General features: G+C 39.7%; 23 protein-coding genes. 5 read left to right on the forward strand and 18 right to left on the reverse strand.

Going from position 1 to position 22,279, the window contains the following annotated elements:
• Positions 1-755 precede the first annotated feature (755 nt).
• Positions 756-1,217: a M14 family zinc carboxypeptidase gene (locus H5203_RS08620; protein ID WP_182819598.1), complete on the forward strand. Its 462-nt coding sequence runs from the start codon at positions 756-758 to the stop codon at positions 1,215-1,217.
• 106 nt (positions 1,218-1,323) lie between these two features.
• On the opposite strand, the gene H5203_RS08625 is transcribed toward H5203_RS08620, so the two are convergent.
• From H5203_RS08625 to H5203_RS08685, 13 genes are all read right to left on the reverse strand, one after another.
• Positions 1,324-2,454: a PepSY domain-containing protein gene (locus H5203_RS08625; protein ID WP_182819599.1), complete on the reverse strand. Its 1,131-nt coding sequence runs from the start codon at positions 2,452-2,454 to the stop codon at positions 1,324-1,326.
• A 74-nt stretch (positions 2,455-2,528) separates the two neighbouring features.
• Positions 2,529-2,702, reverse strand: coding sequence for a TonB-dependent receptor (locus tag H5203_RS08630; protein ID WP_182758449.1), 174 nt, complete (start codon positions 2,700-2,702; stop codon positions 2,529-2,531).
• A 223-nt stretch (positions 2,703-2,925) separates the two neighbouring features.
• Complete coding sequence (gene nqrM / locus H5203_RS08635) at positions 2,926-3,138, reverse strand: (Na+)-NQR maturation NqrM (protein WP_149982042.1); 213 nt, start codon at positions 3,136-3,138, stop codon at positions 2,926-2,928.
• A gap of 84 nt (positions 3,139-3,222) precedes the next feature.
• Positions 3,223-4,254, reverse strand: coding sequence for an FAD:protein FMN transferase (locus H5203_RS08640; RefSeq protein ID WP_149982043.1), 1,032 nt, complete (start codon positions 4,252-4,254; stop codon positions 3,223-3,225).
• Positions 4,255-4,351: 97 nt separating this feature from the next.
• Positions 4,352-5,581 carry an NADH:ubiquinone reductase (Na(+)-transporting) subunit F gene (gene nqrF, locus H5203_RS08645; protein ID WP_145241329.1) on the reverse strand — a complete coding sequence of 410 codons (1,230 nt, stop codon included), beginning with the start codon at positions 5,579-5,581 and terminating at the stop codon, positions 4,352-4,354.
• A gap of 19 nt (positions 5,582-5,600) precedes the next feature.
• Complete coding sequence (nqrE, locus tag H5203_RS08650) at positions 5,601-6,209, reverse strand: NADH:ubiquinone reductase (Na(+)-transporting) subunit E (RefSeq protein WP_145241327.1); 609 nt, start codon at positions 6,207-6,209, stop codon at positions 5,601-5,603.
• 10 nt (positions 6,210-6,219) lie between these two features.
• On the reverse strand, positions 6,220-6,852 hold the full coding sequence (locus H5203_RS08655) for an NADH:ubiquinone reductase (Na(+)-transporting) subunit D (protein ID WP_145241325.1): 633 nt from the start codon (positions 6,850-6,852) through the stop codon (positions 6,220-6,222).
• A complete protein-coding gene (locus H5203_RS08660) occupies positions 6,852-7,616 on the reverse strand; it encodes a Na(+)-translocating NADH-quinone reductase subunit C (RefSeq protein WP_145241323.1) in 765 nt (254 codons plus the stop codon). Before H5203_RS08660 ends, H5203_RS08655 begins: the two co-directional genes overlap by 1 nt.
• Entirely contained in the window at positions 7,609-8,811 is a 1,203-nt protein-coding gene (locus tag H5203_RS08665; RefSeq protein ID WP_145241321.1) for an NADH:ubiquinone reductase (Na(+)-transporting) subunit B, read from the reverse strand. The genes H5203_RS08660 and H5203_RS08665 overlap by 8 nt, the downstream gene beginning before the upstream one ends.
• A 4-nt stretch (positions 8,812-8,815) precedes the next feature.
• Entirely contained in the window at positions 8,816-10,159 is a 1,344-nt protein-coding gene (locus H5203_RS08670) for a Na(+)-translocating NADH-quinone reductase subunit A (RefSeq protein ID WP_145241319.1), read from the reverse strand.
• A 376-nt stretch (positions 10,160-10,535) separates the two neighbouring features.
• Complete coding sequence (gene fabV, locus H5203_RS08675; protein ID WP_145241317.1) at positions 10,536-11,729, reverse strand: enoyl-ACP reductase FabV; 1,194 nt, start codon at positions 11,727-11,729, stop codon at positions 10,536-10,538.
• A 100-nt stretch (positions 11,730-11,829) separates the two neighbouring features.
• Positions 11,830-12,141 carry a BolA family transcriptional regulator gene (locus H5203_RS08680; RefSeq protein WP_145241315.1) on the reverse strand — a complete coding sequence of 104 codons (312 nt, stop codon included), beginning with the start codon at positions 12,139-12,141 and terminating at the stop codon, positions 11,830-11,832.
• A 73-nt stretch (positions 12,142-12,214) separates the two neighbouring features.
• Complete coding sequence (locus H5203_RS08685; RefSeq protein ID WP_145241313.1) at positions 12,215-12,808, reverse strand: alpha-ketoglutarate-dependent dioxygenase AlkB; 594 nt, start codon at positions 12,806-12,808, stop codon at positions 12,215-12,217.
• A gap of 42 nt (positions 12,809-12,850) precedes the next feature.
• Between H5203_RS08685 and H5203_RS08690 the strand changes: the two genes are divergently transcribed.
• The 4 genes from H5203_RS08690 to H5203_RS08705 are packed head-to-tail and all read left to right on the forward strand — an operon-like array spanning position 12,851 to position 16,602.
• Positions 12,851-13,999, forward strand: coding sequence for a methyltransferase (locus H5203_RS08690; RefSeq protein WP_145241311.1), 1,149 nt, complete (start codon positions 12,851-12,853; stop codon positions 13,997-13,999).
• Between the two features lie 2 nt (positions 14,000-14,001).
• On the forward strand, positions 14,002-14,556 hold the full coding sequence (locus H5203_RS08695) for a YajG family lipoprotein (RefSeq protein ID WP_182731490.1): 555 nt from the start codon (positions 14,002-14,004) through the stop codon (positions 14,554-14,556).
• A 2-nt stretch (positions 14,557-14,558) separates the two neighbouring features.
• Entirely contained in the window at positions 14,559-15,179 is a 621-nt protein-coding gene (locus tag H5203_RS08700) for a peptidylprolyl isomerase (RefSeq protein WP_145241308.1), read from the forward strand.
• A 43-nt stretch (positions 15,180-15,222) separates the two neighbouring features.
• Positions 15,223-16,602: an AmpG family muropeptide MFS transporter gene (locus H5203_RS08705; RefSeq protein WP_145241306.1), complete on the forward strand. Its 1,380-nt coding sequence runs from the start codon at positions 15,223-15,225 to the stop codon at positions 16,600-16,602.
• Positions 16,603-16,668: 66 nt separating this feature from the next.
• On the opposite strand, the gene H5203_RS08710 is transcribed toward H5203_RS08705, so the two are convergent.
• From H5203_RS08710 to H5203_RS08730, 5 genes are all read right to left on the reverse strand, one after another.
• Positions 16,669-16,908, reverse strand: a complete 240-nt coding sequence (locus tag H5203_RS08710) for a helix-turn-helix domain-containing protein (RefSeq protein WP_016708680.1) — start codon at positions 16,906-16,908, stop codon at positions 16,669-16,671.
• A gap of 882 nt (positions 16,909-17,790) precedes the next feature.
• Entirely contained in the window at positions 17,791-18,129 is a 339-nt protein-coding gene (gene erpA, locus H5203_RS08715; protein ID WP_058560150.1) for an iron-sulfur cluster insertion protein ErpA, read from the reverse strand.
• 203 nt (positions 18,130-18,332) lie between these two features.
• On the reverse strand, positions 18,333-18,725 hold the full coding sequence (locus H5203_RS08720; protein WP_145241304.1) for a diacylglycerol kinase: 393 nt from the start codon (positions 18,723-18,725) through the stop codon (positions 18,333-18,335).
• Between the two features lie 29 nt (positions 18,726-18,754).
• Positions 18,755-20,458, reverse strand: a complete 1,704-nt coding sequence (locus H5203_RS08725; protein ID WP_182819600.1) for a ShlB/FhaC/HecB family hemolysin secretion/activation protein — start codon at positions 20,456-20,458, stop codon at positions 18,755-18,757.
• Complete coding sequence (locus H5203_RS08730) at positions 20,455-22,134, reverse strand: phosphoethanolamine transferase (protein WP_182819601.1); 1,680 nt, start codon at positions 22,132-22,134, stop codon at positions 20,455-20,457. The genes H5203_RS08725 and H5203_RS08730 overlap by 4 nt, the downstream gene beginning before the upstream one ends.
• Positions 22,135-22,279 lie beyond the last annotated feature (145 nt).

Raw genomic sequence — 22,279 nt, forward strand, 5'->3', positions numbered from 1 at the left:
TTTGGTATTGGCTGCTTCGCCATCTAACTGCATGTCGGTTAAAATAAAAAGCAACTCAAGCCAAGTTATCCCCTAACTTGAGTCGTCTTTTTGACAACATCTTCACACACAATTATAAAGATTCGGTTCTAATATTTTTCAATACGTATTGTAGATTCACTGATGAACAATAAGTTCATTTAATCGCGTGGCAGTAAATAAAAGCAGTTCAAGCTCAGGTTAACTAAACTTGAACTGTCTTTTTGACAACATCTTCACACACAATTATAAAGATTCAGTTTTAGCGTTGTTCAATAAACACTGTAATTCAGTGACAAACTTTCAGTTCGTCCAATCATGTGGCAGTAAAATAAAAACAGTTCAAGCCCAGTTTGTACTAAACTTGAACCGCCTTTGACAACATCTTCACACACAATTATAAAGATTCTTTGTAAGCGGCTTGTTCATTTCGCTTCCTTGAAACTAAATTTAGTGTAATAGCTCAAAGCTTACAACTGATAAAAATAAATCTGATAGATGAAAAAAATTAACTCATAGACTTTAGTCTAAATTTTAACCCTAAAATCAACTTAAATGTTCACAAAAAACTTTATCAAAAGATATTATTTTATAATAAACAATCAATTGAAAATAAAGCCCGCAAAGCATCACAGTTATGAGAAATGATTTCACTTAAAGTGAAGATAATTTTGGACCGATCCATTTTAATATTATATTCTTAAAAATTTGCAAAGCAAGAATAGCGGGGTATTATTATGATTCGCAAAACCATACTAGTTGGCTTACTTAGTTGCTCATTTAGCTTAACTGCCGCACCAATCGCAATGCACCAAATTAAAGGATTAAACAAAGCAGCGATTACACACGCTGATCTTGCTCCTTTACTAGATACGTTAGCTGCTCACCCCAGCATAGAGCGAAAAAATTTAGGTCAATCATTCTTAGGTAAATCAATTGATGCATTTTATATTGGCTCGGGGCCAATCAAAGTTATGATGTGGAGCCAAATGCATGGTGATGAAAATACGGCAAGTGCCGCATTAACGGATTTTTTAAGCTATGCAATCGAAACAAAAAATGATGCATGGCGAGAAAATTGGCAAAACAAACTATCACTGATGATCATTCCTATGGTCAATCCCGATGGGGCACAGCTGCAAACCCGTTTTAATGCGCAAGGAATAGATTTAAACCGCGATGCTAAAGCGTGGAGCTAAAGCACACTTTTTACTACGCAACGATAAACACATCGAATACGCCGTATTAGGTAGTCAACTTATAAAACTTTAAATTTAAGTACGTTAGCCCTGTTCTCAGGGCTTGTTATTTTTTGCGATCTTTTTTGGCTGTATTTTTACGTAGATAATAACGATACCAACCTAGCCAAGCCAACCCTAAACTTGCCAACGAGGCGATGATCCATAGTACTTTAAGGCTTAGCCCACCTACACTGCCATTATGCAGTGGATGTAGCCAGTTTTTGATTTGGTTACTTATTCCTTGCTGCCTAAGATCGAAGACCTTCACTACCTCACCTGAGCGCGGATTAATATCAATATAACTGTTTGGAAAACGTGTCGATTTATCATCACTTACCTGCATGCGCAGTCGATAATAGCCTTGGTTTACGCTGGGAGTTTCTATCCATGCAAGTCGCGCTTTAGGCAGTTGTGTTTGTGCTATTTTCACAGCCTGAGTAACACTAATTTGCGGGTTTGAAAAAGTTAACTGTGGTGCTGGTCTTGCAGCACTTTCGACTTCACCCGGTGCCCAGCCAAGCAAGCCATTGGTCTCTTTGGGCAAGGCTAGCATCGCACCGGTACTAGTAAGAATAAACAAGGGTAACAACATCACTAAACCGATTGTTTTATGCCAATCGTACATGTGTCCTAATAAAGCAGCGCGGCGCTTAAAACGCAATTGCCTCAACCAAAAACCTGACTTAGGCCACCACGCAACTAAACCTGTGAGTAATAAGAGCGCGCTGCCAATTCCAAGGTAACCGACAATAATTGTCCCTGTACTGCCAAGTAGTAAAGTAAAGTGCAAGTTATACAGCCAAGTTACTAGGTAATCGCCCCAAAATGACTGTCTGAGCAAGGTGCTGCCATCAGATGACAACCACACCATCATAGGTGCAAAATCCTGCCCTTGAGTCTCTTGAGGGTTATAATAGCGCGCCGGAATGAATTGTTGTTCAGGGGTCACTTCAAACCGCCACGGTCCCAGCTTATCTGGATACTGCATGCGTAATGTTTTTAATGCAGTGTTGTAATCACACGGTTGCTGCGCTGCATTTGCTAATTCCGGATGCAACCAGGTATCTATTTGCGGATAATAAACAAGTGCAGCTCCTGACAAGCAAAGGATCACAAAAAACATGCCAAGGCTTAACCCCAACCATAGATGAAGTCGCCTTGCCAACTTGCGCCACGCGAGTAACTGCTTACCCATTAATACTTAAACTTAATTGCAACAGATATAGCACGACCTTGTGCTGGGCTATGCAGAGTTTACGAGTCATCCCACTATACATATTCATAATACTCATCAGTTAAATTATCAACTTGCGTGCTTAACATCAGTGCCGAATTAACGTCATAACTTGCTTTAAGCCTAAGTAGTGAAAAGTCACCATATCGTCCTTGGCTATTACTTAGTGCTAATTCGTAATCAGAAAGCGCACGCAGTGTCGCAGCCAAGTTTAATTGCGTTGTTAATTAAGTTGTTAATTGATAATCAATGCCTGCAGTGAATAAACGATCAGGAATACATCATATTATACAGTCCATACGAGCTTCACTGGGTGTGACATATTGTCGCAGTGGTCGATTACTTGCCACATTTTGGCTGTAAGTGGGCATTAAAAAAGCGCCTGTTATTAAAGAGGCGCTTTTTAATGTATATTTGCTAGTTATCACGAGCTTATAATATTTGGTTTTCTTTCCAAACTTGCTCTTTTGCCATACGCTTTTTGCGCTTGTCGCATGGGTCATCACAATCACAAGCTTTATCAATGCCTACAGAGCCTAAACCACCACAGCTGCTGGCCATAGATTTCTTTTGCACTATCATGCCCACAGCCATCGCTGCGACAATTAAAAGCAGTAAACCAAACGTAAGAAGAAAAAGTGACATTGCTTAGCCCCTATTGATCAGCAATAAAATAATGCTTGATGATAATCACCAAGCTGTTGCTATTATAAACTGATTTAAACCGCGCTACAAATAGGGTTTAAATGCAGGGCTCGAATAAGTCACTAAGCCATCTTTTGATTTGCCGATCAGATAAACCGGTAAATCATTTTTTTCGGCATAGGCTTTGGCTTTATCCATCCCCATCACAGTCAGTGCTGTTGCAAGGCCGTCAGCTGTCATCGCGGATGGATGCAATACAGTAACCGATACTAGATCATGACGACTTGGCATACCGGTTGCCGGATCAATTAAATGGCTATAGGTAATACCATCCATCTCATAGTAAATGCGATAATCACCCGATGTCGCAATGCCGTTATTACCCGGCGCTAATACACGGTGCACTTTACGCACACCAGGCTCAGCATCCGGTTGCTCAATAGCGATACGCCAATCTTGATCATTCGGTTTTTTACCTGATACACGTAACTCACCACCAATTTCAACCATATAATCAGTTAAGTCATGGCTTTCTAATAATTCAGCTACTTTATCTATCCCATACCCCTTTGCAGTAGAAGAAAATGATAATTCCAAACCCGCTACTGTTTTCGCTAGGCCTTGCTCAGTCAGTATTAGTTTATCAACCCCAATTTGTGCAACCATGGCTGCGAGTTCTTCATCTGTTGGACGTTTTGTTGGTTTTTTATCAGGACCAAAACCCCATAAATCAATCAGTGGTCCCATGGTCACATCAAGAGTCTTAGTAGACTCACCTAAGCGGATGGACTCGCTTACAACTGCTCTAAAATCACGGCTAATAGGCATAACTTGACCAGCGGGAAGACGATTAAAAGTGTTGATTTCAGAATCATCAATATAAGTCGACATTGATTGATTTATATCTTTGAGCAACAGAGTTACTTCTGGTAATAAATTTAATGAATCCAGCTTTTGTTGCTTGGCAAAGACCTTAATATGGTAAGTAGTACCCATAGTTTTACCTTCAAGGTATAACTCTTGGGGCTCATCATTTTGGCCACAGCCACTAATGAGTAAAGTGAGGGTAAGAAAAAAGATGGCAATCATGCCTTGTCGGTGAAAAACTCTATTCATAGCAGCCTACTTAAGTAATGGAAATAAAAAAGCCCCGTAACATACATTGCTACGAGGCTGATATTCTAACCAAAACTAAACTGTTTTGATACGGGTGTTAGCCACCGAAATCATCTAGTAAGATATTTTCGTCTTCAACACCTAAGTCTTTCAACATAGTGATAACAGCGGCGTTCATCATTGGAGGACCACACATGTAGAACTCACAATCTTCTGGCGCTTCGTGATCTTTAAGATAGTTCTCAAATAGCACGTTATGGATAAAGCCAGTATAGCCTTCCCAGTTATCTTCTGGTTGTGGATCTGAAAGCGCGGTATGCCATACGAAGTTATCATTTTCAGCCGCTAGGCCGTCAAAATCTTCAACATAGAACATTTCACGCTTAGAACGTGCACCATACCAGAAACTCATCTTACGCTTAGAGTTCAAACGCTTAAGTTGGTCAAAAATGTGTGAACGCATAGGTGCCATACCAGCACCACCACCTACAAATACCATTTCAGCATCAGTATCTTTTGCAAAGAACTCACCAAATGGACCAGAGATAGTTACTTTATCACCTTCTTTAAGTGACCAAATGTACGATGACATTTTACCACAAGGTAAGCTTAAATCTCTTGGCGGCGGCGCAGCGATACGCACGTTAAGCATGATGATGCCTTCTTCTTCTGGGTAGTTAGCCATTGAGTAAGCACGAATTGTTTCTTCGTCTACTTTTGACTCCAGCTTGAAGAAACCAAAATGGTTCCAATCGCCACGATACTCTTCTGGTACATCGAAATCAGCATATTTAACGTGATGCGCAGGGGCTTCAATCTGAATATAACCACCGGCACGAAACGGTACTGACTCGCCATCAGGGATCTGTAGTTTAAGCTCTTTAATGAAAGTTGCTTTGTTATCGTTAGAAATAACTTCACAATCCCATTTTTTAACACCGAAAATTGACTCTTCAAGTTCAATTTCCATGTCATTTTTAACATTTACCTGACACGCTAAACGACAGCCTTCACGGGCTTCACCTTTAGAGATGTGATCTAGTTCAGTTGGTAAGATATCGCCGCCACCAGAATGAATGTGTACACGACACTGACCACAAGAGCCACCGCCACCACATGCAGATGATACGAAAATACCTGACTCAGATAACGCGCCTAAAAGCTTGGTACCTGCAGATGTTGTAATGGCTTTGTCTGGATCGCCATTTACGCCAATGATGATGTCACCGCTTGCAACTAACTGAGATTTAGCACCAATGATGACTAAAACTAGCAGTACAACGATAGCGATGAAAACACCAACGCCTAAGAAAATCTCATAACTCATGATTTATCCTCGCTACCTATTAAAGTGAAATGCCAGAGAATGACATAAAGCCAAGACCCATCAAGCCAACAGTGATAAAGGTAATACCTAAACCACGTAAGCCGTCTGGCACGTCTGAATATTTCATTTTCTCACGGATACCAGCAAGCAAAGTAATTGCTAGCGCCCAACCCACACCAGAACCGATACCATAAACCACTGATTCAGTGAAGTTATAGTTACGTTCAACCATGAAAGATACCGCACCAAAGATTGCACAGTTAACTGTGATCAATGGTAGGAAGATACCTAACGCGTTATAAAGTGCTGGGAAGAACTTATCTAATGCCATTTCAAGAATTTGTACAAGTGCTGCAATAACACCGATAAACGTCAAGAAACGTAAAAAGCTAAGATCCGCGTCAGGATAACCAAGCCACTCAAGTGCACCAGGTGCAAGAACCGCATGATAAACCAAGTTGTTAACTGGTACTGAGATACCCAATACCACGATAACTGCCACACCTAGACCGATAGACGTTGTAACTTTCTTTGATACTGCAAGGAAAGTACACATACCTAGGAAGAAGGCCAAAGCTAAGTTTTCAATGAAAACTGCTTTTACGAATAAACTAATATAATGTTCCACAGTCTGCCCCTTACCCTTTCGCTTCTACTTGGTCTTTCTTATAAGTACGAAGTACCCAAATGAATAAACCAATGATGAAGAATGCACTAGGCGGTAAAATCAATAGACCCATAGGTTGATACCAACCACCATCTTGTACAAGAGGGATGATTTCAACACCAAATAATGACCCTTTACCAAATAGTTCACGAATAAAGCCAACAGTCAGTAACACTACTGAGTAACCTAAGCCATTACCGATACCATCAAGGAACGACATTACTGGCGGCGACTTCATTGCGTATGCTTCTGCACGACCCATTACGATACAGTTAGTAATGATTAGACCAACGAATACAGACAACTCTTTCGCCGTAGCATAAGAGAAGGCTTGTAATACTTGGTCAACAACGATTACCAATGATGCAATAATGGTCATTTGCACGATAATACGTACAGATGACGGGATCTGGTTACGAATAATTGAGATAAAGAAGCTTGAGAACGCTGTTACCAAGGTCAATGCGATTGACATGATTAAAGCATTTTTTAAGCTCGACGTTACCGCAAGCGCAGAACAAATACCAAGTACTTGTAATGCGATTGGGTTGTTTGCCAGTACCGGACCAAATAGGACCGACTTCATTTCTTTAGTATCAGCCATTATTTCAACGCTCCTTCACGTACTCTCGCAAGGAAAGGACCAAAGCCGTTTTCGCCAGTCCAAAAGTCAACTGTGTGATCAACACCATTTGAAGTTAAAGTTGCACCAGATAAACCATCAATTTGATGATCATTTTTAGCGCCGCTTTTTACTACATCAATAGGTAGCTCTTTGCCACCCCATTTAGCAGTCCATTGTGGATTTTGAATTTCCCCACCTAGACCTGGTGTTTCACCGTGCTTATAAAAGTTAATATCTTTAATTGTCTCGCCATCGCTTTCAAGCGCTAAGAAACCATACATAATACCCCAAAGGCCATAACCTTGGATTGGTAAAATGATAGCATCTGTAGAACCGTCTGCTTTTTTCGAGATATATGCAGGAGACTCATGAGTCATACGCTGAATACCAGCGATATCCTTAATGCCCTCTGCTTTTAATGCAAAGCTAATTTTTTGATCAAACTTGCTTTTTTCAAAATCGAAAGCGTCGATTTTAGCCTGAACTGCTTCGCCAGTTTGAGACTCACCTGTTTCCATATTAACTAGGCGAGTTTCGATCTTAGCTTTAAAAGTTTCTGATACAGAACCAGACACATCAATGCCCGCAGCTGCCAAGATATTTTTTTGAATATCTTGCGTTTTGTTAGCTTGCTGTAAAGGGCGAAGCTGAACTGAAGCAAACGATACGATGATTGCACACACTAAACATAGTGCTACAACAACGCTTAGCGTTTTGCCGATTGATTCGTTATTACTAGACATTACGTGCCAACCTCCGCTTGATATTAGCTTGCACTACGAAGTGATCGAACAATGGTGCAAATAAGTTAGCAAATAAGATTGCTAGCATCATACCCTCAGGGAATGCAGGGTTAATTACACGGATCATTACTACCATCACACCAATTAGTGCGCCATATGCGAACTTTGCTTTGTCAGTAAATGCTGCAGACACAGGGTCTGTCGCCATAAAGAACATACCAAAAGCAAAACCACCAAGTACAAAGTGCCAATGCCAAGGCATTGCAAATACTGGGTTAGTATCAGAACCAACAGCATTTAATAAGAATGCAGTTGCCACCATACCCAAGAATACACCAAGCACGATGCGCCATGAAGCAATACGTACGTAAATGAGGAATAAGCCACCAACTAGCAATGCAAGTGTAGATGTCTCACCTACTGAACCTTGAATGAAACCATAAAACGCATCCCACCAAAGAGCCATGTTGCTGTAATCAAGTGAACCAACAAACGCTTGACCTAGCATAGTTGCACCAGAGAATGAATCTACTGCGGTCCATACTGTGTCACCTGAAATTTGTGCAGGATATGCGAAGAATAAAAACGCACGACCCGCTAATGCAGGGTTTAAGAAGTTACGACCAGTACCACCAAAGATTTCTTTAGCGATTACTACACCGAATGTAATACCTAGTGCAACTTGCCATAAAGGAATGGTTGCAGGTAGGATAAGCGCGAATAACACAGACGTTACGAAGAAACCTTCGTTAATTTCATGCTTACGCACTGAAGCAAATATAACTTCCCAGAAACCACCTACAGCAAAAGTAACTGCGTAAATAGGTAGGAAGAAACATGCGCCATAAAACATTTTAGCGCCCCAGCCGGATTCAGCAGTTAATTCACCACCAAATATCTGGAACAGGCCAACTTGCCAAGAATTTGCTAGTTCAAAACCTTGTGCTAATGCACCAGCGGCCTGATGACCGATATTGAACATACCAAAAAACATTGCAGGGAACGTCGCCATCCACACTAAAATCATCATGCGTTTTAGGTCGATGTTATCACGAACGTGTGTCGCGCCTTTATTTACGTGACCAGGGGTATAAAAAATAGTTGCAGCTGCTTCATACAGCGCATAAAACTTTTCATGTTTACCACCGGCTTCAAAATGCGGCTCGATATCTTCTAGAAATTTCTTTAAACCCATCTCTCTAGCCTTCCTTCTCGATCGTAGTCAAGCAATCGCGTAGGATTGAACCATACTCGTATTTGCCTGGACAAACGAAGGTACATAACGCTAAATCTTCTTCATCAAGTTCAAGCGCCCCTAATGAAATTGCACTATCCAAATCACGGGCAATTAAGTCACGTAATAAAGGCGTTGGCAAAATATCTAAAGGCATAACACGCTCATAGCTACCAAGTGGTACCATGGCACGTTTTGAACCGCCTGTAGACGTTGTCATTTTAAATAAACGACTCGGTGTTAGGTGTGATAAGAAAGTACGTGTTACAGAGAATTTATCTGTGCCTGGAGCAATCCAACCAAACAACTCTTTTTCGCGACCTTCAAGTAATACCGATACTTGAATGTGGTAACGACCTAAGAATGCTTGAGGACCTTGTGAAGTAGCGCCCGCTAAAACAGAGCCAGAGATAACACGGTTATCGCCGTCTTCTAATTCGCCTGCAACTAAATCATCTAAAGCAGCACCCAGTTGAGTTTTCACTAAACGTGGGTTTTTAACACGCGGACCAGCAAGAGAAATCACACGGTCTGTGCTAATTTCACCAGTTAGGAATAAGTGACCAAAGGCAATAACGTCTTGGTAACCGATATGCCAAACTTGCTTGCTTACCGATACTGGATCTAAGTGATGGATATGTGTGCCAACAAGGCCAGCCGGATGTACGCCACCAAACTCATGTACTTCTACTTGAGGAATTGATGAGCTAGGTACTTGGCTACCTGCTTGTTTACAAACAAATACCTTACCATCGGTCAGACGTGATACTACAGCTAAACCTGCTTCAAATGCTTGTACATTTTCAGCAATAATCACTGCAGGATCTGCAGCAAGAGGGTTAGTGTCGATAGCCGTCACAAAGATCGAACTAGGATTTGCATCCACAGCCGCTACTTTGCTGAATGGGCGAGCACGTAATGCTGTCCATTGACCTGACTGGATTAGTACTTCTTTGGCTTTTTCACGATCGAGACTCGAAAGTTGCTCAGTCGAGAAAGCGTCAAAGGTGATTTGCTCACTGCCGTTTATTTCAATAACGACAGATTGCAGCACACGTTTTGCACCACGATTAATTTCTTTTACTGTACCAGCAGCTGGAGCAGTAAATAATACACCTGGGTTCTTTTTGTCTTCAAAAAGTACCTGGCCTTTTTTAACTTGGTCATCCACACGAACATGCATGGTTGGACGCATACCAATAAACTCTTCACCTAGCACAGCTACACGTTTGACGGTAGAACCATCATGAATAACTTGCTGAGGCGCGCCCTCTATGGGTAAGTCCAGACCTTTTTTTATGTTGATCATACGCACTTGCACTACATTAACGGAAAGAAACTGAAAAATCGTACCGACCACGTCGCTTTTCTTGATAACCCTAAGCCAAATTCAAGATAACGAAGAACCGCCTGTTTAAATTACAAAACAAGCAACGCAGTAAAATTCCTCACATATATTGCCCGAATTTTAACATCAATCAGGGTCACTATGCGAGTGTAATTATGAAATTTATACGACAGGAGCAGTTATTTAACCTATTAGCCGCATTTGAATAAAATTCAATATAGACCAAAGTGCTATTGCTTGCGAGGTGGGATGGAAATTAATCCGCTAAATAACGATAAAGTAAAATTTATCAATAAAAAAAGTCGCCATAGCGACTTTTCAAATAAACATGGCTGAATTAATCAATCATGTTAGCTATAGCGGCAACTGGATCGACATCTTGCTCATAATCAACAGCATCAATACCAAACCCAAATAAACGTAAAAACTCATTGTGGTAACCCACGTAATCAGTTAATTCGTCTATTGTTTCTGTGGTTACGCTGTCCCACACAGTTTGAATACGCGCTTGTACATCATCTTCCAGCTCTTTGTAGTTTTGGAATAAATGACCGCCGTCATCAAAGCGTGGTGAGTCTCCATAAAGGTTCTCAGTAAATAACGCGTGAATTTGCTCGATCGTGCCTTCATAGGTCCCATCCGCTTTCATTACTTTAAATAGCGCTGAAATATAAAGCGGCATAATAGGAATTGCAGAACTTGCTTGGGTAACCACTGCATTTAATGATGATACATAAGCTTCACCGTTTAATGCTTTAGTTGATTCTTTGATTGCTACGGTTGCGCGATCTAAATCTTCTTTCGCTTTACCAATAGTCGCGTGACCGTAAATTGGCCATGTTAGCTCTTTACCGATATAAGTATAAGCACTGGTTTTAAAGTTATCAGCTAGTACATCAGCCTCTTTTAATGCATCAATCCACATTTCCCAGTCTTCGCCGCCCATCACTTTAATAGTGTTATCAATATCATCTTGGTTTGCAGCTTCTACGGTAATAGCATCAATTTCACGTTTTGAGGTGTTTAAGTTTTTAGTCGTAACTGAGTTACCAATTGGCTTAAGCGTTGATGAGTAAACTTCGCCGGTATTTGGATCAGTTCGACGCGGCGATGCAAGGCTGTATATAACTAGGTCTACTTTGCCTAAATCCGCTTTAATTGTATCAATCGCTTTTTGTTTGATTTCGTTAGAGAACGCATCGCCATTAATATTTTTTGACCATAAACCTTCAGCGTCTGCGGCCGCTTGAAATGCAGCAGTATTATACCAACCTGCAGAACCGGTTTTACGCTCAGTACCTTCTTTTTCGAAGAAAATACCTAAAGTTTTAGCACCGCCACCAAATGCAGCAGTAATACGAGATGCAAGGCCATAGCCAGTTGAAGCACCGATAACTAATACATTTTTAGGGGCATTTTTTAATGCGCCTTGTTGTTTTACATAGTTAATTTGTTCTTGTACGTGCTCTGCACAACCTACTGGGTGGGCGTTAGTACAAATGAAACCGCGAATTTTAGGCTTAATGACCATTGATCATCCTATATTTATCTCAATAAAAATTAGCGCTAGTTTAAAGGCTAATTGTAAAAATACAGGTCTGATGAGTTTTGTGTACTCTCAGACCTTGCCGTTAATCTAATTTAGAGCCACCTAAACAAGTCGGTGAGTCAGCAACCTGACCACTTTGCTCTGTAAATTCATCAGGCGTAAAAGTATGGATAGCCAATGCATGAATATGATTCGCTAACTCATCTTTTAGCACTTCATTAATTTGACGATGGCGTTGCAATAAACGTTTACCGCTAAACTCTTCACTTACTACAATCACTTTAAAGTGTGAATCGCTACCACGACTATGCATATGGCTTTCGTTCACCACATTAAGGTGCTTACACGCAATCGCATCAGCTAACTTGCTTTCAATCTGTTGTTGCATTGACATAAAACACTCATATTTTACTGGTTATTTATGTGCTTACTATATCAAGGCCACTACTATAAAGGCCAACAAATATTCATTTTTGAAAAATTGTTCGAAAAGTTAAGTTGATTCGAGGGTGTGCCAAACGTGTTTGTTTAGGAAGCGCATGTAGATATTGTTGCTGGCTAAGTCCATTCATAACCAAGCAACTCCCGCTGTGTAACGTAAGCGAAGTGACTTCCTTGGTTACTTTATGTTTTATTTTAAATACTCGTTCAGCCCCTAATGAAATCGATACAATAATAGGCTCATAGCCAAGTTCTGCTTCATCATCGGCGTGCCAGCCCATGCAATCATTCCCATCACGGTATAAGTTAACTAATAAGGCATTAAATCCAACATCAAATTGTTTATTTAATCGCTGTCGCATGGCATCTAATACATCAGGCCATGGTTCAACATTTAATGTCGAACCAGAATAACCGTAACGTACACCAGCATCAGCAATAAAACATTGCATACGTGGAATGGGGTTCGTTTTCCCAAACACGGTCGTTTTTGGTTGCTGCCAAGTCAGTGAGTCGCGTAAATAGTAGAATAAATCGAGACTTTTTTGCGCACTTAACGCTTTTGCTTGGTAGTAAAAGCCATTTGGTAGCATATGGGGGTTGGCCTTTTGCCGTTGCATGTTAGAATTTACCTATCATTTGATTACTGATCACTAACTATTATGACCACGCAAGCACAGTTCGGCGATAAAACATTTACTCTTGAACGTTTTCCATTGGATCAAAAAAACCGTAGCTTACAAGCTTGGGATTCAGCAGACGAGTACCTAATTGACTATGTTACTGAACATTATCCTGATTGTCGCTCTTTGCTGATTTTAAATGATAGTTTTGGAGCCTTGTCTTGTTATTTTAGTAAACAACAATTAACGGTTTGTTCAGTAAACGATTCTTATATTAGCCACCAAGCGGCGGCTTACAACTTAGCAGAAAATAAAATACCAACCACCGCATTTAGCCAGCTAGATAGCTTATCGGCTTTGCCTGAACACGTTGATTTAGTTATCTTAAAAGTGCCACGCACATTGGGCTTCTTGCAATATCAATTATCTGAGCTCAGCGAAGTACTTGCACCTGGCACTCCGGTTATTGGCGCAGCAAAAACCAAAGATGTACATAATTCAACAATTAAAGCTTTCGAGCAATTTATTGGTGAAACTAAAACTAGTTTAGCAGTGAAAAAATCTCGCCTAATTATTAGCCAAGCGGAAGGTGGTTATAAAGCTGCTGATTTTCCTGTTAATTGGCCTCTTGAAGGCACTGATTTTACCATTAGTAATCACGCCAATGTGTTCTCGCGGGATTCTCTGGACATTGGTGCACGGTTCTTTTTTGACTTTTTACCACAAACCAATAAAGCAAAAAGTATTATTGATCTAGGTTGCGGTAATGGTGTGGTGGGTTTGATGACACTCGCACGCTGCCCTAACGCTGAAGTTACCTTTGTGGACGAATCATATATGGCGGTTGAATCAGCACGATTAACTGTAGAGCTCAATATGGAAGATAAGTTTGAGCAATGCCGCTTTATTGAAAATGATTGCTTAACGGGCTTTGAACGTGAAAGTGTCGATGTAGTGTTATGTAATCCGCCTTTTCACCAAGCACAAGCCGTGACAGATCACATTGCATGGCAAATGTTTAAACAAGCCAAAGACACATTAAAAAATGGCGGAGAATTACGTATTATTGGTAACCGCCACCTGGACTACCATGACAAACTAAAACGTATGTTTGGCAATTGTGAATTACTTGGTTCAAATAAAAAGTTTGTAGTATTAAGTGCCACTAAAAATAATGGAATGCTATAGCTATGATGAAATATGTTTTACCTTGTTGTGCTTTATTATCACTGTCGGCTTGCAGTAGTCAGCCTAATCAATTGATCTTAAATCCGCTCTATCAAGGTGGCAAATTAAGCTCAATTAATCAAAGTTTAAGTACCAGTGTTATTGATCTTAGAGGTGACCCAGCAACATTAAAATTAATAACCTCAGACAAAACCCAAACAATTGCCAGCCAAGGCCTTACTGAATCAATTAAAAGTGCCCTTGATAGCGCTCTTAGCCGAAACGGTGCAAGCATTTCAAATCTTGCGACCACTCGTTTTGAAGTTGATATTCATACACTGCAAGCCGTAGTAACTGAAAAAATGATGTCGCATACCAGCAATGCAAAGATTGAATTAGGTGTGCGTGTTATTCGCAGCGATAGTAACTTCAGTAAAATTTACCGTGGTAATGCAAGCCTTGAAGGACCACTAGGTCACGATAGAGCAAAAATTGAAGGACAACTCAATAAGTTGACTGAGCAGTTAATTACCCGCATGGTATCAGACCCTGAATTACTCGCATTTTTAGAAGGTTAACCATGAAACGTCTATTTTTATTATTTATATTAGTGCAACTTAGCCAAACCGCAATGGCAGCGACCGAAGGACGCTTTGTGCAAAAAAACAATATGTTCCCACGAGTTGAAATAACTACCACAATGGGGAAAATCATAGTCGAGATGGATCGCTCAAAAGCCCCTATCACCGTCAATAATTTTTTAACTTATGTGATGGATGGCAGCTATAAAGGCACCGTATTTCATCGTGTTGAACGTGATGTAGAAAACGACCGAGACTTTGTCATTCAAGGCGGTGGCTACGATAAAGAATATGACGGGGTTTATGAAGGCGAACCTATCTTTAATGAAAGCGGTAACGGTTCAAAAAACGATATGTACAGTATCGCCATGGCCTATCAAGATCGTCAACCTCATTCTGGTACTCGTCAGTTTTTCTTTAACATGGACAATAACGACCACCTAAACCCAGGTAAAGACTGGGGCTTTGCCGTGTTCGGTATGGTAATGGAAGGCTACGAAACGCTTGATAAAATCATGCAAGTTGAAACGGGATTTAATGAAAAAATTGGTTATGACTTTGTACCAAAAACCCCGGTTGTTATTTTAAATATAACTGTATTAGAGCCAACCCCACTATAACAATAAAAATAGCGGCCAAACCGCTATTGCCAATGAAGGCGTTATGACTAAAAGCTTGTCGGTATCAGAATATTTTTCGTACTTTAAAGATAAACGACTTATAAATGTGTTTATTTTTGGTATGAGCAGCGGTTTTCCTTGGGTCCTCATAGGCTCCGTGATGTCTGCGTGGCTAAAAGATGAAGGCCTCAGTCGCAGCATGATTGGCTTATTTGGCATTGTATTTGGTGCTTACAGCATTAATTTTTTATGGTCACCCTTAGTCGATAGAATAAAACTGCCGTTGCTATATAACTGGCTAGGCCAGCGCCGTAGTTGGATACTATTTTGCCAATGCTTTATTTTGCTAGGAGTTATTTTACTGGCAGGATTAGATATCACCGCGCATTTAGCCATCGCAGCTGCGTTATGCTTATTAATTGCTATCGCCTCAGCGACTCAAGATATTGCTATTGATGCTTTTCGTATCGATACCCTCAGTGAAAACGAGAGCCATAAAGCAACCGCAGCAGCAGCAATGGCTACTTCTGGTTGGTGGAGCGGTTATGCTCTGCTAGGTGCTATTCCGTTTTATATGGCAGATATGCCAAGCATTGACTGGCCACAAGTGTATTACTTTTTAGCTATTGTGATGTTATTACTTATGAGTTGTGTATTTTGGGCAAAAGAACCTGAATCTAACCGCGAAGTTGTACATGCAGAACTAGAACGTATTTATCGGCAAAAACTGGCGCTTGGTAAGCAAACACAATTAACTAAAGTTGCGGCATGGTTGGCTGTTACTGTACTTGATCCTTTTAAAACATTCTTCGCGCGTAATGGCGTGAAGACTGCACTTGCGCTGCTCGCTTTTATCTTTTTATTTAAAATTGGTGAAGCATTTCTGGCCCGTATGTCGATTGTGTTTTATAAAGAAGTCGGCTTTTCAAACACTCAAATAGCAAACTATTCAAAGCTCGGCACGGGGCTTATCACCATTGTGTTCGCATTTTTAGGCAGTATTTTTAATCACAAGTACGGCATCGTTAAAGGTTTGTTTATTAGCGGTGTGGCAATGGCTGCTTCTAACTTAATGTTTTCTTGGATCGCTCTCGCAGGCCCGCAAGAACACTTGTACGCAATGGCAATTGTCGTCGATGGCTTTACTCAAGCATGGTCATTAGTTGCTATGGTAGCATTTATATCTATGCTATGTGATCGCGCTTTTAGCGCAACACATTATGCTTTATTAGCGTCATTGGGAAATTTAGGACGAACCTTACTTTCAAGTTATAGCGGTGTGGTGATTGATGATTGGTTAGGTGGAAATTGGTCGTTATTTTTTATTTTGACTGCCCTGATGGTAATACCATCACTCATATTCTTATATCTTATTCGGCATAAATTGTATGAATTAGAAAATAGTTATCACGGTAGGAATTAATAAGGGAAAGAAATCATTTCACATCAATGAGAGCGCTTCCCTGCGCTTACAAAAAGAAACTAAATATTAGTCTTCTTTTAATAAGCCTAAACCTTCATACGGGTCGACTTCTAATGCATCACAATAACGTAAAAATTCAATTACGTCTAAACGGCGCTCTTGGTTTTCAATTTTGCCAATAAATGAATGTGGTGTACCAAGTACTTGAGCAAGGCTTCGCATTGTGTGACCTTTCTCGTGACGCTTAGTTTTAAGCCACTTGGTTAGTTTTGAGTTTTCTTCAGAAGAAACTGTTTTACCCATCATAAAAAACATCTCCTACTAGATGATTTAAAGTTAATTAATTAAGAGTGAAATTTGCCCGTCTCACTCTTGGATACATTATATACTATTCAGACTCATGTGAAATAACTAATTTCAGCTGAGTCCCCATTTAAGGAATCAGCTATTATAGATGAGCAGCTTTATTGTTAAAGTCACAACAAAACGCGCGTTCTATAATTAGTTCCTTTTTAATGTAACAAATAATTAATTTAAATAAACCTTTTTTATGATTAATTATTTTTGACTTATAAATTAAATAGTTACATTATTAACTGTCCCTTTATTGTTAGGAGCAAGCGTTTATGTTCAGATTATTGTTTTTACTACCCATTATCCTCTGCTTAGTTTGGTATTTTTTTCTTAAAGCAAATGGCGTTCCGATCAAACAAGGTAAGAAAGGCTTTATATATATTTTAGCGTTTTCTGCAATAGTGTTAGGTTTTTTTATTCTAATGCTCCAAGTCACTCACCCTACATAAATGAGTGACTTAGCCTAAAGCAAGCCAATTTGACGTTCAATTAGCATCTATAAACAAGAAATAACGGATAAAGCCACATAAGGTACAAAGCTCAGGCCACCAGCAACAGCATCTATTAATGACAATAATCTAGAAGTATTAACTCTGAATAATTGTATGAACTCACGTAAGTATTTTAATCTTGCTACGCGGATCTAGACCTTGTTTTTAAGGAGGATTATTGAGTGGGGAATACTTCAGTAAGCTGTTCAGCTACTTTTTGCCCGCGTTAAAAATCATTACGAAATCGGTTTCATTTAATGAAATAATAGCTACGCAGTAATTTTAGATAATAAGATGTCTTAGGTAATAAAAAAGCCGCTAGCTGCGGCTTTAATCAATTGCTTTAAACGCTGAAACTAGCGCCACACCCGCAGGTGGTAGTTGCATTGGGATTGGAAACAAAAAAGCGTGCGCCTTCAAGTCCTTCGGTGTAATCCACCTCACCATCAACTAAATATTGAATACTCATTGGGTCAACCACTAAGGTTACGCCATTTTTTACAATTTCTAAATCGCCTGGGTTTGCTTTTTCATCAAAAGTAAAACCATATTGGAAACCTGAACAACCTCCGCCTGTTACATAAACACGCAGTTTTAGATCTGGATTTTCTTCTTCGTCGATTAACTGTTTAACGCGAACAGCAGCTGCATCGCTGAACTTAATGGGTAATTCTTCTGACATACCATAACCCTCTATACCTACATTGTTTTGATTATCTAATACCCGAGTGTTTTAATCAAGTATAGCGTTTACTTACTAAGCTTTGACGCTATATGCACATTTAAAATCTCATACCAATTAAGCCTGACAACAGAATAATGGCAACGAGCACAATCAGCAGAAAAAGCGCGGTTTTAATTTACTACTTTAATACTTTTTTGGTATCAAAATGGGTAGCTATAGATGGCATAGCCCCATACGGTAGTAAATATACTTAACGATATAAATACTGCTGCTGAGCCAAGGTCTTTCGCTCGACCAATGAGTATATTGTGATCTAGCGTAACTGCATCAGCAAGCGCTTCAACAGCCGAGTTGATTATTTCGGCAAATAAAATGAACACTAAGCTACTGATCAATAAAAACAAATGACTTATCGAAGATGACAAGATGATAGCAAATGGTAGTAATATTATAGCCATTACAAACTCCTGCCTAAATGCTGATTCATATTGCCATGCAGCTATAAACCCCTTATAAGAGCAATGTGTGGCTTTAATAATTCGATTGATCCCTTTACCATTAGGCTTATTTACACTACTGATTACGTTTTTCATCGTTATTCCTAATTATAGTTAAAATGAATTTAAAGACTTTGTTTTACTTGCACCCGCCACTGCCAACTATCAACATTAGGGCCCATCGTAAGAGGTTTAATAATATCCATATGAACGACATTGCCTTCACTTGAATGAGATGAAAACAACCTTGCACCAATACCGATACTCTGTAAGGTTGTATCATTACTATTAATTGCTGGTGTTTGCCCCCACGCCTTACCGCTATCGACAAATGCTGCCCATGCAACATTCACCAACTGATATAACTCCCAATGGGGGTTATAACGCAGCTCGGCGCTTGCTGACCATAAATGCTCACCATGTTGATATTGCTCTGCATAACCACGAACTCCGGTGTCTCCACCTAAAGCAAGCGGTATATCAAGATATTGATTTTTTTCTGCTTGCCATTGCGCTTTAAAGTAACCGGCCCAACGAGGTGTTAGGTATTGATACAATTCAAACTCTGCTGCTACTTGTTGGTGATCAGGTTGCTCCCTCTGCCAATAAGCTTTGTAATTTGTAGAAAACAGCATTAGCGTGTTTTGCCATTGCATACCTTTGGATAAAATATTTTCAAGGTGAACACCTTGGCTTTCATCAGTATTTAATGAGCTAATATCTACACCTATTTTGCTTATTAACTGCCAGCCTAAATTAATATCCTCACGATGATCGATAAAGCGAATGTTAGAGAAAATCTGATAATCTGCTTGGCTATATTCCAAACCTATCCAAGGGAAGGTGAACCTTCTATCTGAAGGTAATTCGGCTAATATCGCGCTATCCAAACTTGTAAAACGATGTAACTCTTTGTTGATCCCTAAATGCATTCGCACCGCTCCTAATTGATGCTGAGTTATTAAATGCCCGAAAGCTAAAGTAGACTGCTCAACTTCATGAGAGAATTGCCATGCAAGCTCACCATTTTGATAAATACTGTCACGACGATTTTCTTTGAGTATTGACGCCAAATGTTGCTGCTTAGATGATTGCTGATAAAAGGGCTTTGAATAAGCAAGGTAGGTTTTTTGTCCATCATCATTATCAGCAAATTCAAGTTCAACAGTTGATTGTTTAGGAAAACTAAGCGGCATACTAAAAGCAACTTGATAGCCTGATCGCAGGTGGTCTTTTTTATATTGCACACCTGCATGAACCCCTAAGCCTAAGAAATTATCTTCTTTAAAACCAAAAGCATATTTATTATTGCCGGCACGACGACCAAAACTAATATAAGGTACTAGTGACCAAGTATCCCACGTTTCAACTTTAAGCTCATTTTCTTGCTGACTCTCGCAATCCTCAATCAAGCTAACTCGACTTTTACGCAAAAACGAATACTGATTAAGTATGCGCTCAGTCTCAGCAAACTGCGCTCTAGAAATAACGTCAGCCTGAGCAAAAGGAAGTAGCTTTTCCACAACATGCTGTTGGGTATTAATATGTAACCAGTTAGCTAAACTGTGCAGATATAACCTGTCTGGTTGACTCTCATCAAATACAGGATGGCTAATAAGTGTGAGCTTATCTATCGTAACAGACTCTTCACTATCAGCTTTTGACGCGCACTCAACTTCCTGACCACTTACAGTAAAGCTATTAATAAAAAACGCTATAAAGCTGGCTTTAATTCCTTGATTGATTAGCTTTTTAAATCGAGATCTTAGCTCACTACCTATATTAAACTCACTATGGTGCAACTGTTGAGACAATTTTATAGTGTTCATTTATCGTCCCCCTTCGGCTTTAGATAAAAAAGAGGCGGGGTTACTTTAAACTCATCAGCAATGTTGGTATTAACTTCAAAAAAGGTCAGTAGAGTATTCGCAATGGTGTCATGTGAATAAGCGTCATCCTGATGTGCTTTAGTTTTTTCAATATCAATATAAGGAGCTGAAAACCAAGAAATAATAGGGACATGTGTTTGTGCATCGGGCGCAAAAGCATAAGGCATACCATGTAAATACAGCCCGTTTTCACCAAGTGACTCACCATGATCACTGACATACAGCATAGCGGTGTTATATTGCACAGAATTGGCTTGCAGAAGCTTGATCACTTCAGCCAAAAAATAATCTGTATAGCGGATTGCATTGTCATATGCATTAATTATTTCGTGCTGACTGCACTCTGATAACTCTGCTGATTGGCAAGCAGGTGTAAAAAACTCAAACTCGTTCGGGTAACGTTTAAAATAAGCAGGCCCGTGATTACCCATTTGATGTAAAACAATAACGGTGTCTTGGGTGTGTTGATCAACGTATTGCTGTAAATTAACCAACATGCCAACGTCACGGCATTCCACATCACATACTGTATTAACCTCTGAACTGCGATAGCTTTGATACATCAGCCTATCGGCAACACCCTTTGAGCTAGAGTTGTTGTCACGCCAGCTTACTCTCACTAAACTTGCAGCGAGTACATCAAGAACGTTTTGAGTATACTTAGCTTTGCTCACAGTAAAATCATCACGACCAAAAAATGAAAACATACAAGGCACAGACACTGCTGTTGACGTACCGCAGGAACTCACTTGGCTAAAATTAATGAGTCCCGCTTGCTTTGACATATTTGGCGTAGTGTCGCGTGAATAACCATTTAAACTGAGGTGGTCAGCCCTTACTGCTTCACCGACCACTAAAATCATTAATTTAGGTTTTCGCGTGCTGCTACTTTTAGTTATCTGTGTCGTGAGGTTGATAAACTGTTTCGAGTTTAGTGATGCGGTTTGTTCTGCTAAATAATCGAATACCGAGTAAATTGGATATAAAGGATTAGTGTAATAACGAAGCTCTTTATGTAGACGAAAAAAACTGGTGTATTGCGCACTAAACGGCGCGATAAGTATGGGGATCAACACCATAATCATGGTAATACTGATAGCCTGTTGACGCAGTCGTTGTAACCAAGTGATATTTTTCACTTGTATAAATAACAATAAAGCCGCGGGTAAAATAGCCATAAATATAACTCGACTGAACAATCCTAAATTAATTATTTCTTGTGCTTCAGCGAGGTTGGTTTCAGCAACATTTTGGATCATCGTTTTGTCAATCAGCACCCCTAATACAACGCCATAATAATCAACCATTGCAGCAATCAATAGCATCACAAACACCACGACTTTGGTGGGTAGTAAAATATTAAGAACAAACATCACGAAAAGAATAAGACTCAAAAGCAACAAACTTAACGAGATAATAAAACTCAAGTTTTCTTGCCAAGAATATAAAGCGTTGAGTTTGTCAAAGAACACTGTATTTGCCATTAAAACGATAAATACTGAGCAGCTGAGTAATAAAGTAAAAGGAGAGATAATACGTTGCTCTTTAGCTTTCCCCATGGTTTCATTTAGTGAATAAAACTTTGATAATAAATAAGTAAATGTAATTTTTTGCATCTTGTTTTTAGCCCATTCCATTGTTAGGAAATAGCTTAACCTGATGAAAAAATCAGAGCTGTATGAAGATGTTGTGACGTGTACGGATGTGCGTTCAAAACTTTTAGAATGTAGCTTTATGTACAAATTTGTTGCGGTAATTTAT

It is taken from the genome of Pseudoalteromonas sp. SG41-1 (assembly GCF_014164575.1).
GTDB lineage: Bacteria > Pseudomonadota > Gammaproteobacteria > Enterobacterales > Alteromonadaceae > Pseudoalteromonas > Pseudoalteromonas rhizosphaerae.

Bases quoted from the DNA above. Each gene is read 5' to 3' on its own strand.
- H5203_RS08665 (WP_145241321.1), bottom strand. From the start codon at position 8,811: ATGGGTTTAAAGAAATTTCTAGAAGATATCGAGCCGCATTTTGAAGCC.
- nqrM (WP_149982042.1), bottom strand. From the start codon at position 3,138: ATGTCACTTTTTCTTCTTACGTTTGGTTTACTGCTTTTAATTGTCGCA.
- H5203_RS08670 (WP_145241319.1), bottom strand. From the start codon at position 10,159: ATGATCAACATAAAAAAAGGTCTGGACTTACCCATAGAGGGCGCGCCT.
- H5203_RS08625 (WP_182819599.1), bottom strand. From the start codon at position 2,454: ATGGGTAAGCAGTTACTCGCGTGGCGCAAGTTGGCAAGGCGACTTCAT.
- H5203_RS08660 (WP_145241323.1), bottom strand. From the start codon at position 7,616: ATGTCTAGTAATAACGAATCAATCGGCAAAACGCTAAGCGTTGTTGTA.
- H5203_RS08690 (WP_145241311.1), top strand. From the start codon at position 12,851: ATGACCACGCAAGCACAGTTCGGCGATAAAACATTTACTCTTGAACGT.
- H5203_RS08720 (WP_145241304.1), bottom strand. From the start codon at position 18,725: ATGAAAAACGTAATCAGTAGTGTAAATAAGCCTAATGGTAAAGGGATC.
- H5203_RS08620 (WP_182819598.1), top strand. From the start codon at position 756: ATGATTCGCAAAACCATACTAGTTGGCTTACTTAGTTGCTCATTTAGC.
- H5203_RS08695 (WP_182731490.1), top strand. From the start codon at position 14,002: ATGATGAAATATGTTTTACCTTGTTGTGCTTTATTATCACTGTCGGCT.
- H5203_RS08730 (WP_182819601.1), bottom strand. From the start codon at position 22,134: ATGCAAAAAATTACATTTACTTATTTATTATCAAAGTTTTATTCACTA.
- H5203_RS08680 (WP_145241315.1), bottom strand. From the start codon at position 12,141: ATGTCAATGCAACAACAGATTGAAAGCAAGTTAGCTGATGCGATTGCG.
- H5203_RS08685 (WP_145241313.1), bottom strand. From the start codon at position 12,808: ATGCAACGGCAAAAGGCCAACCCCCATATGCTACCAAATGGCTTTTAC.
- fabV (WP_145241317.1), bottom strand. From the start codon at position 11,729: ATGGTCATTAAGCCTAAAATTCGCGGTTTCATTTGTACTAACGCCCAC.
- H5203_RS08655 (WP_145241325.1), bottom strand. From the start codon at position 6,852: ATGGCTGATACTAAAGAAATGAAGTCGGTCCTATTTGGTCCGGTACTG.
- nqrF (WP_145241329.1), bottom strand. From the start codon at position 5,581: ATGAGTTATGAGATTTTCTTAGGCGTTGGTGTTTTCATCGCTATCGTT.
- H5203_RS08640 (WP_149982043.1), bottom strand. From the start codon at position 4,254: ATGAATAGAGTTTTTCACCGACAAGGCATGATTGCCATCTTTTTTCTT.
- erpA (WP_058560150.1), bottom strand. From the start codon at position 18,129: ATGTCAGAAGAATTACCCATTAAGTTCAGCGATGCAGCTGCTGTTCGC.
- H5203_RS08700 (WP_145241308.1), top strand. From the start codon at position 14,559: ATGAAACGTCTATTTTTATTATTTATATTAGTGCAACTTAGCCAAACC.
- H5203_RS08710 (WP_016708680.1), bottom strand. From the start codon at position 16,908: ATGATGGGTAAAACAGTTTCTTCTGAAGAAAACTCAAAACTAACCAAG.
- H5203_RS08705 (WP_145241306.1), top strand. From the start codon at position 15,223: ATGACTAAAAGCTTGTCGGTATCAGAATATTTTTCGTACTTTAAAGAT.
- H5203_RS08725 (WP_182819600.1), bottom strand. From the start codon at position 20,458: ATGAACACTATAAAATTGTCTCAACAGTTGCACCATAGTGAGTTTAAT.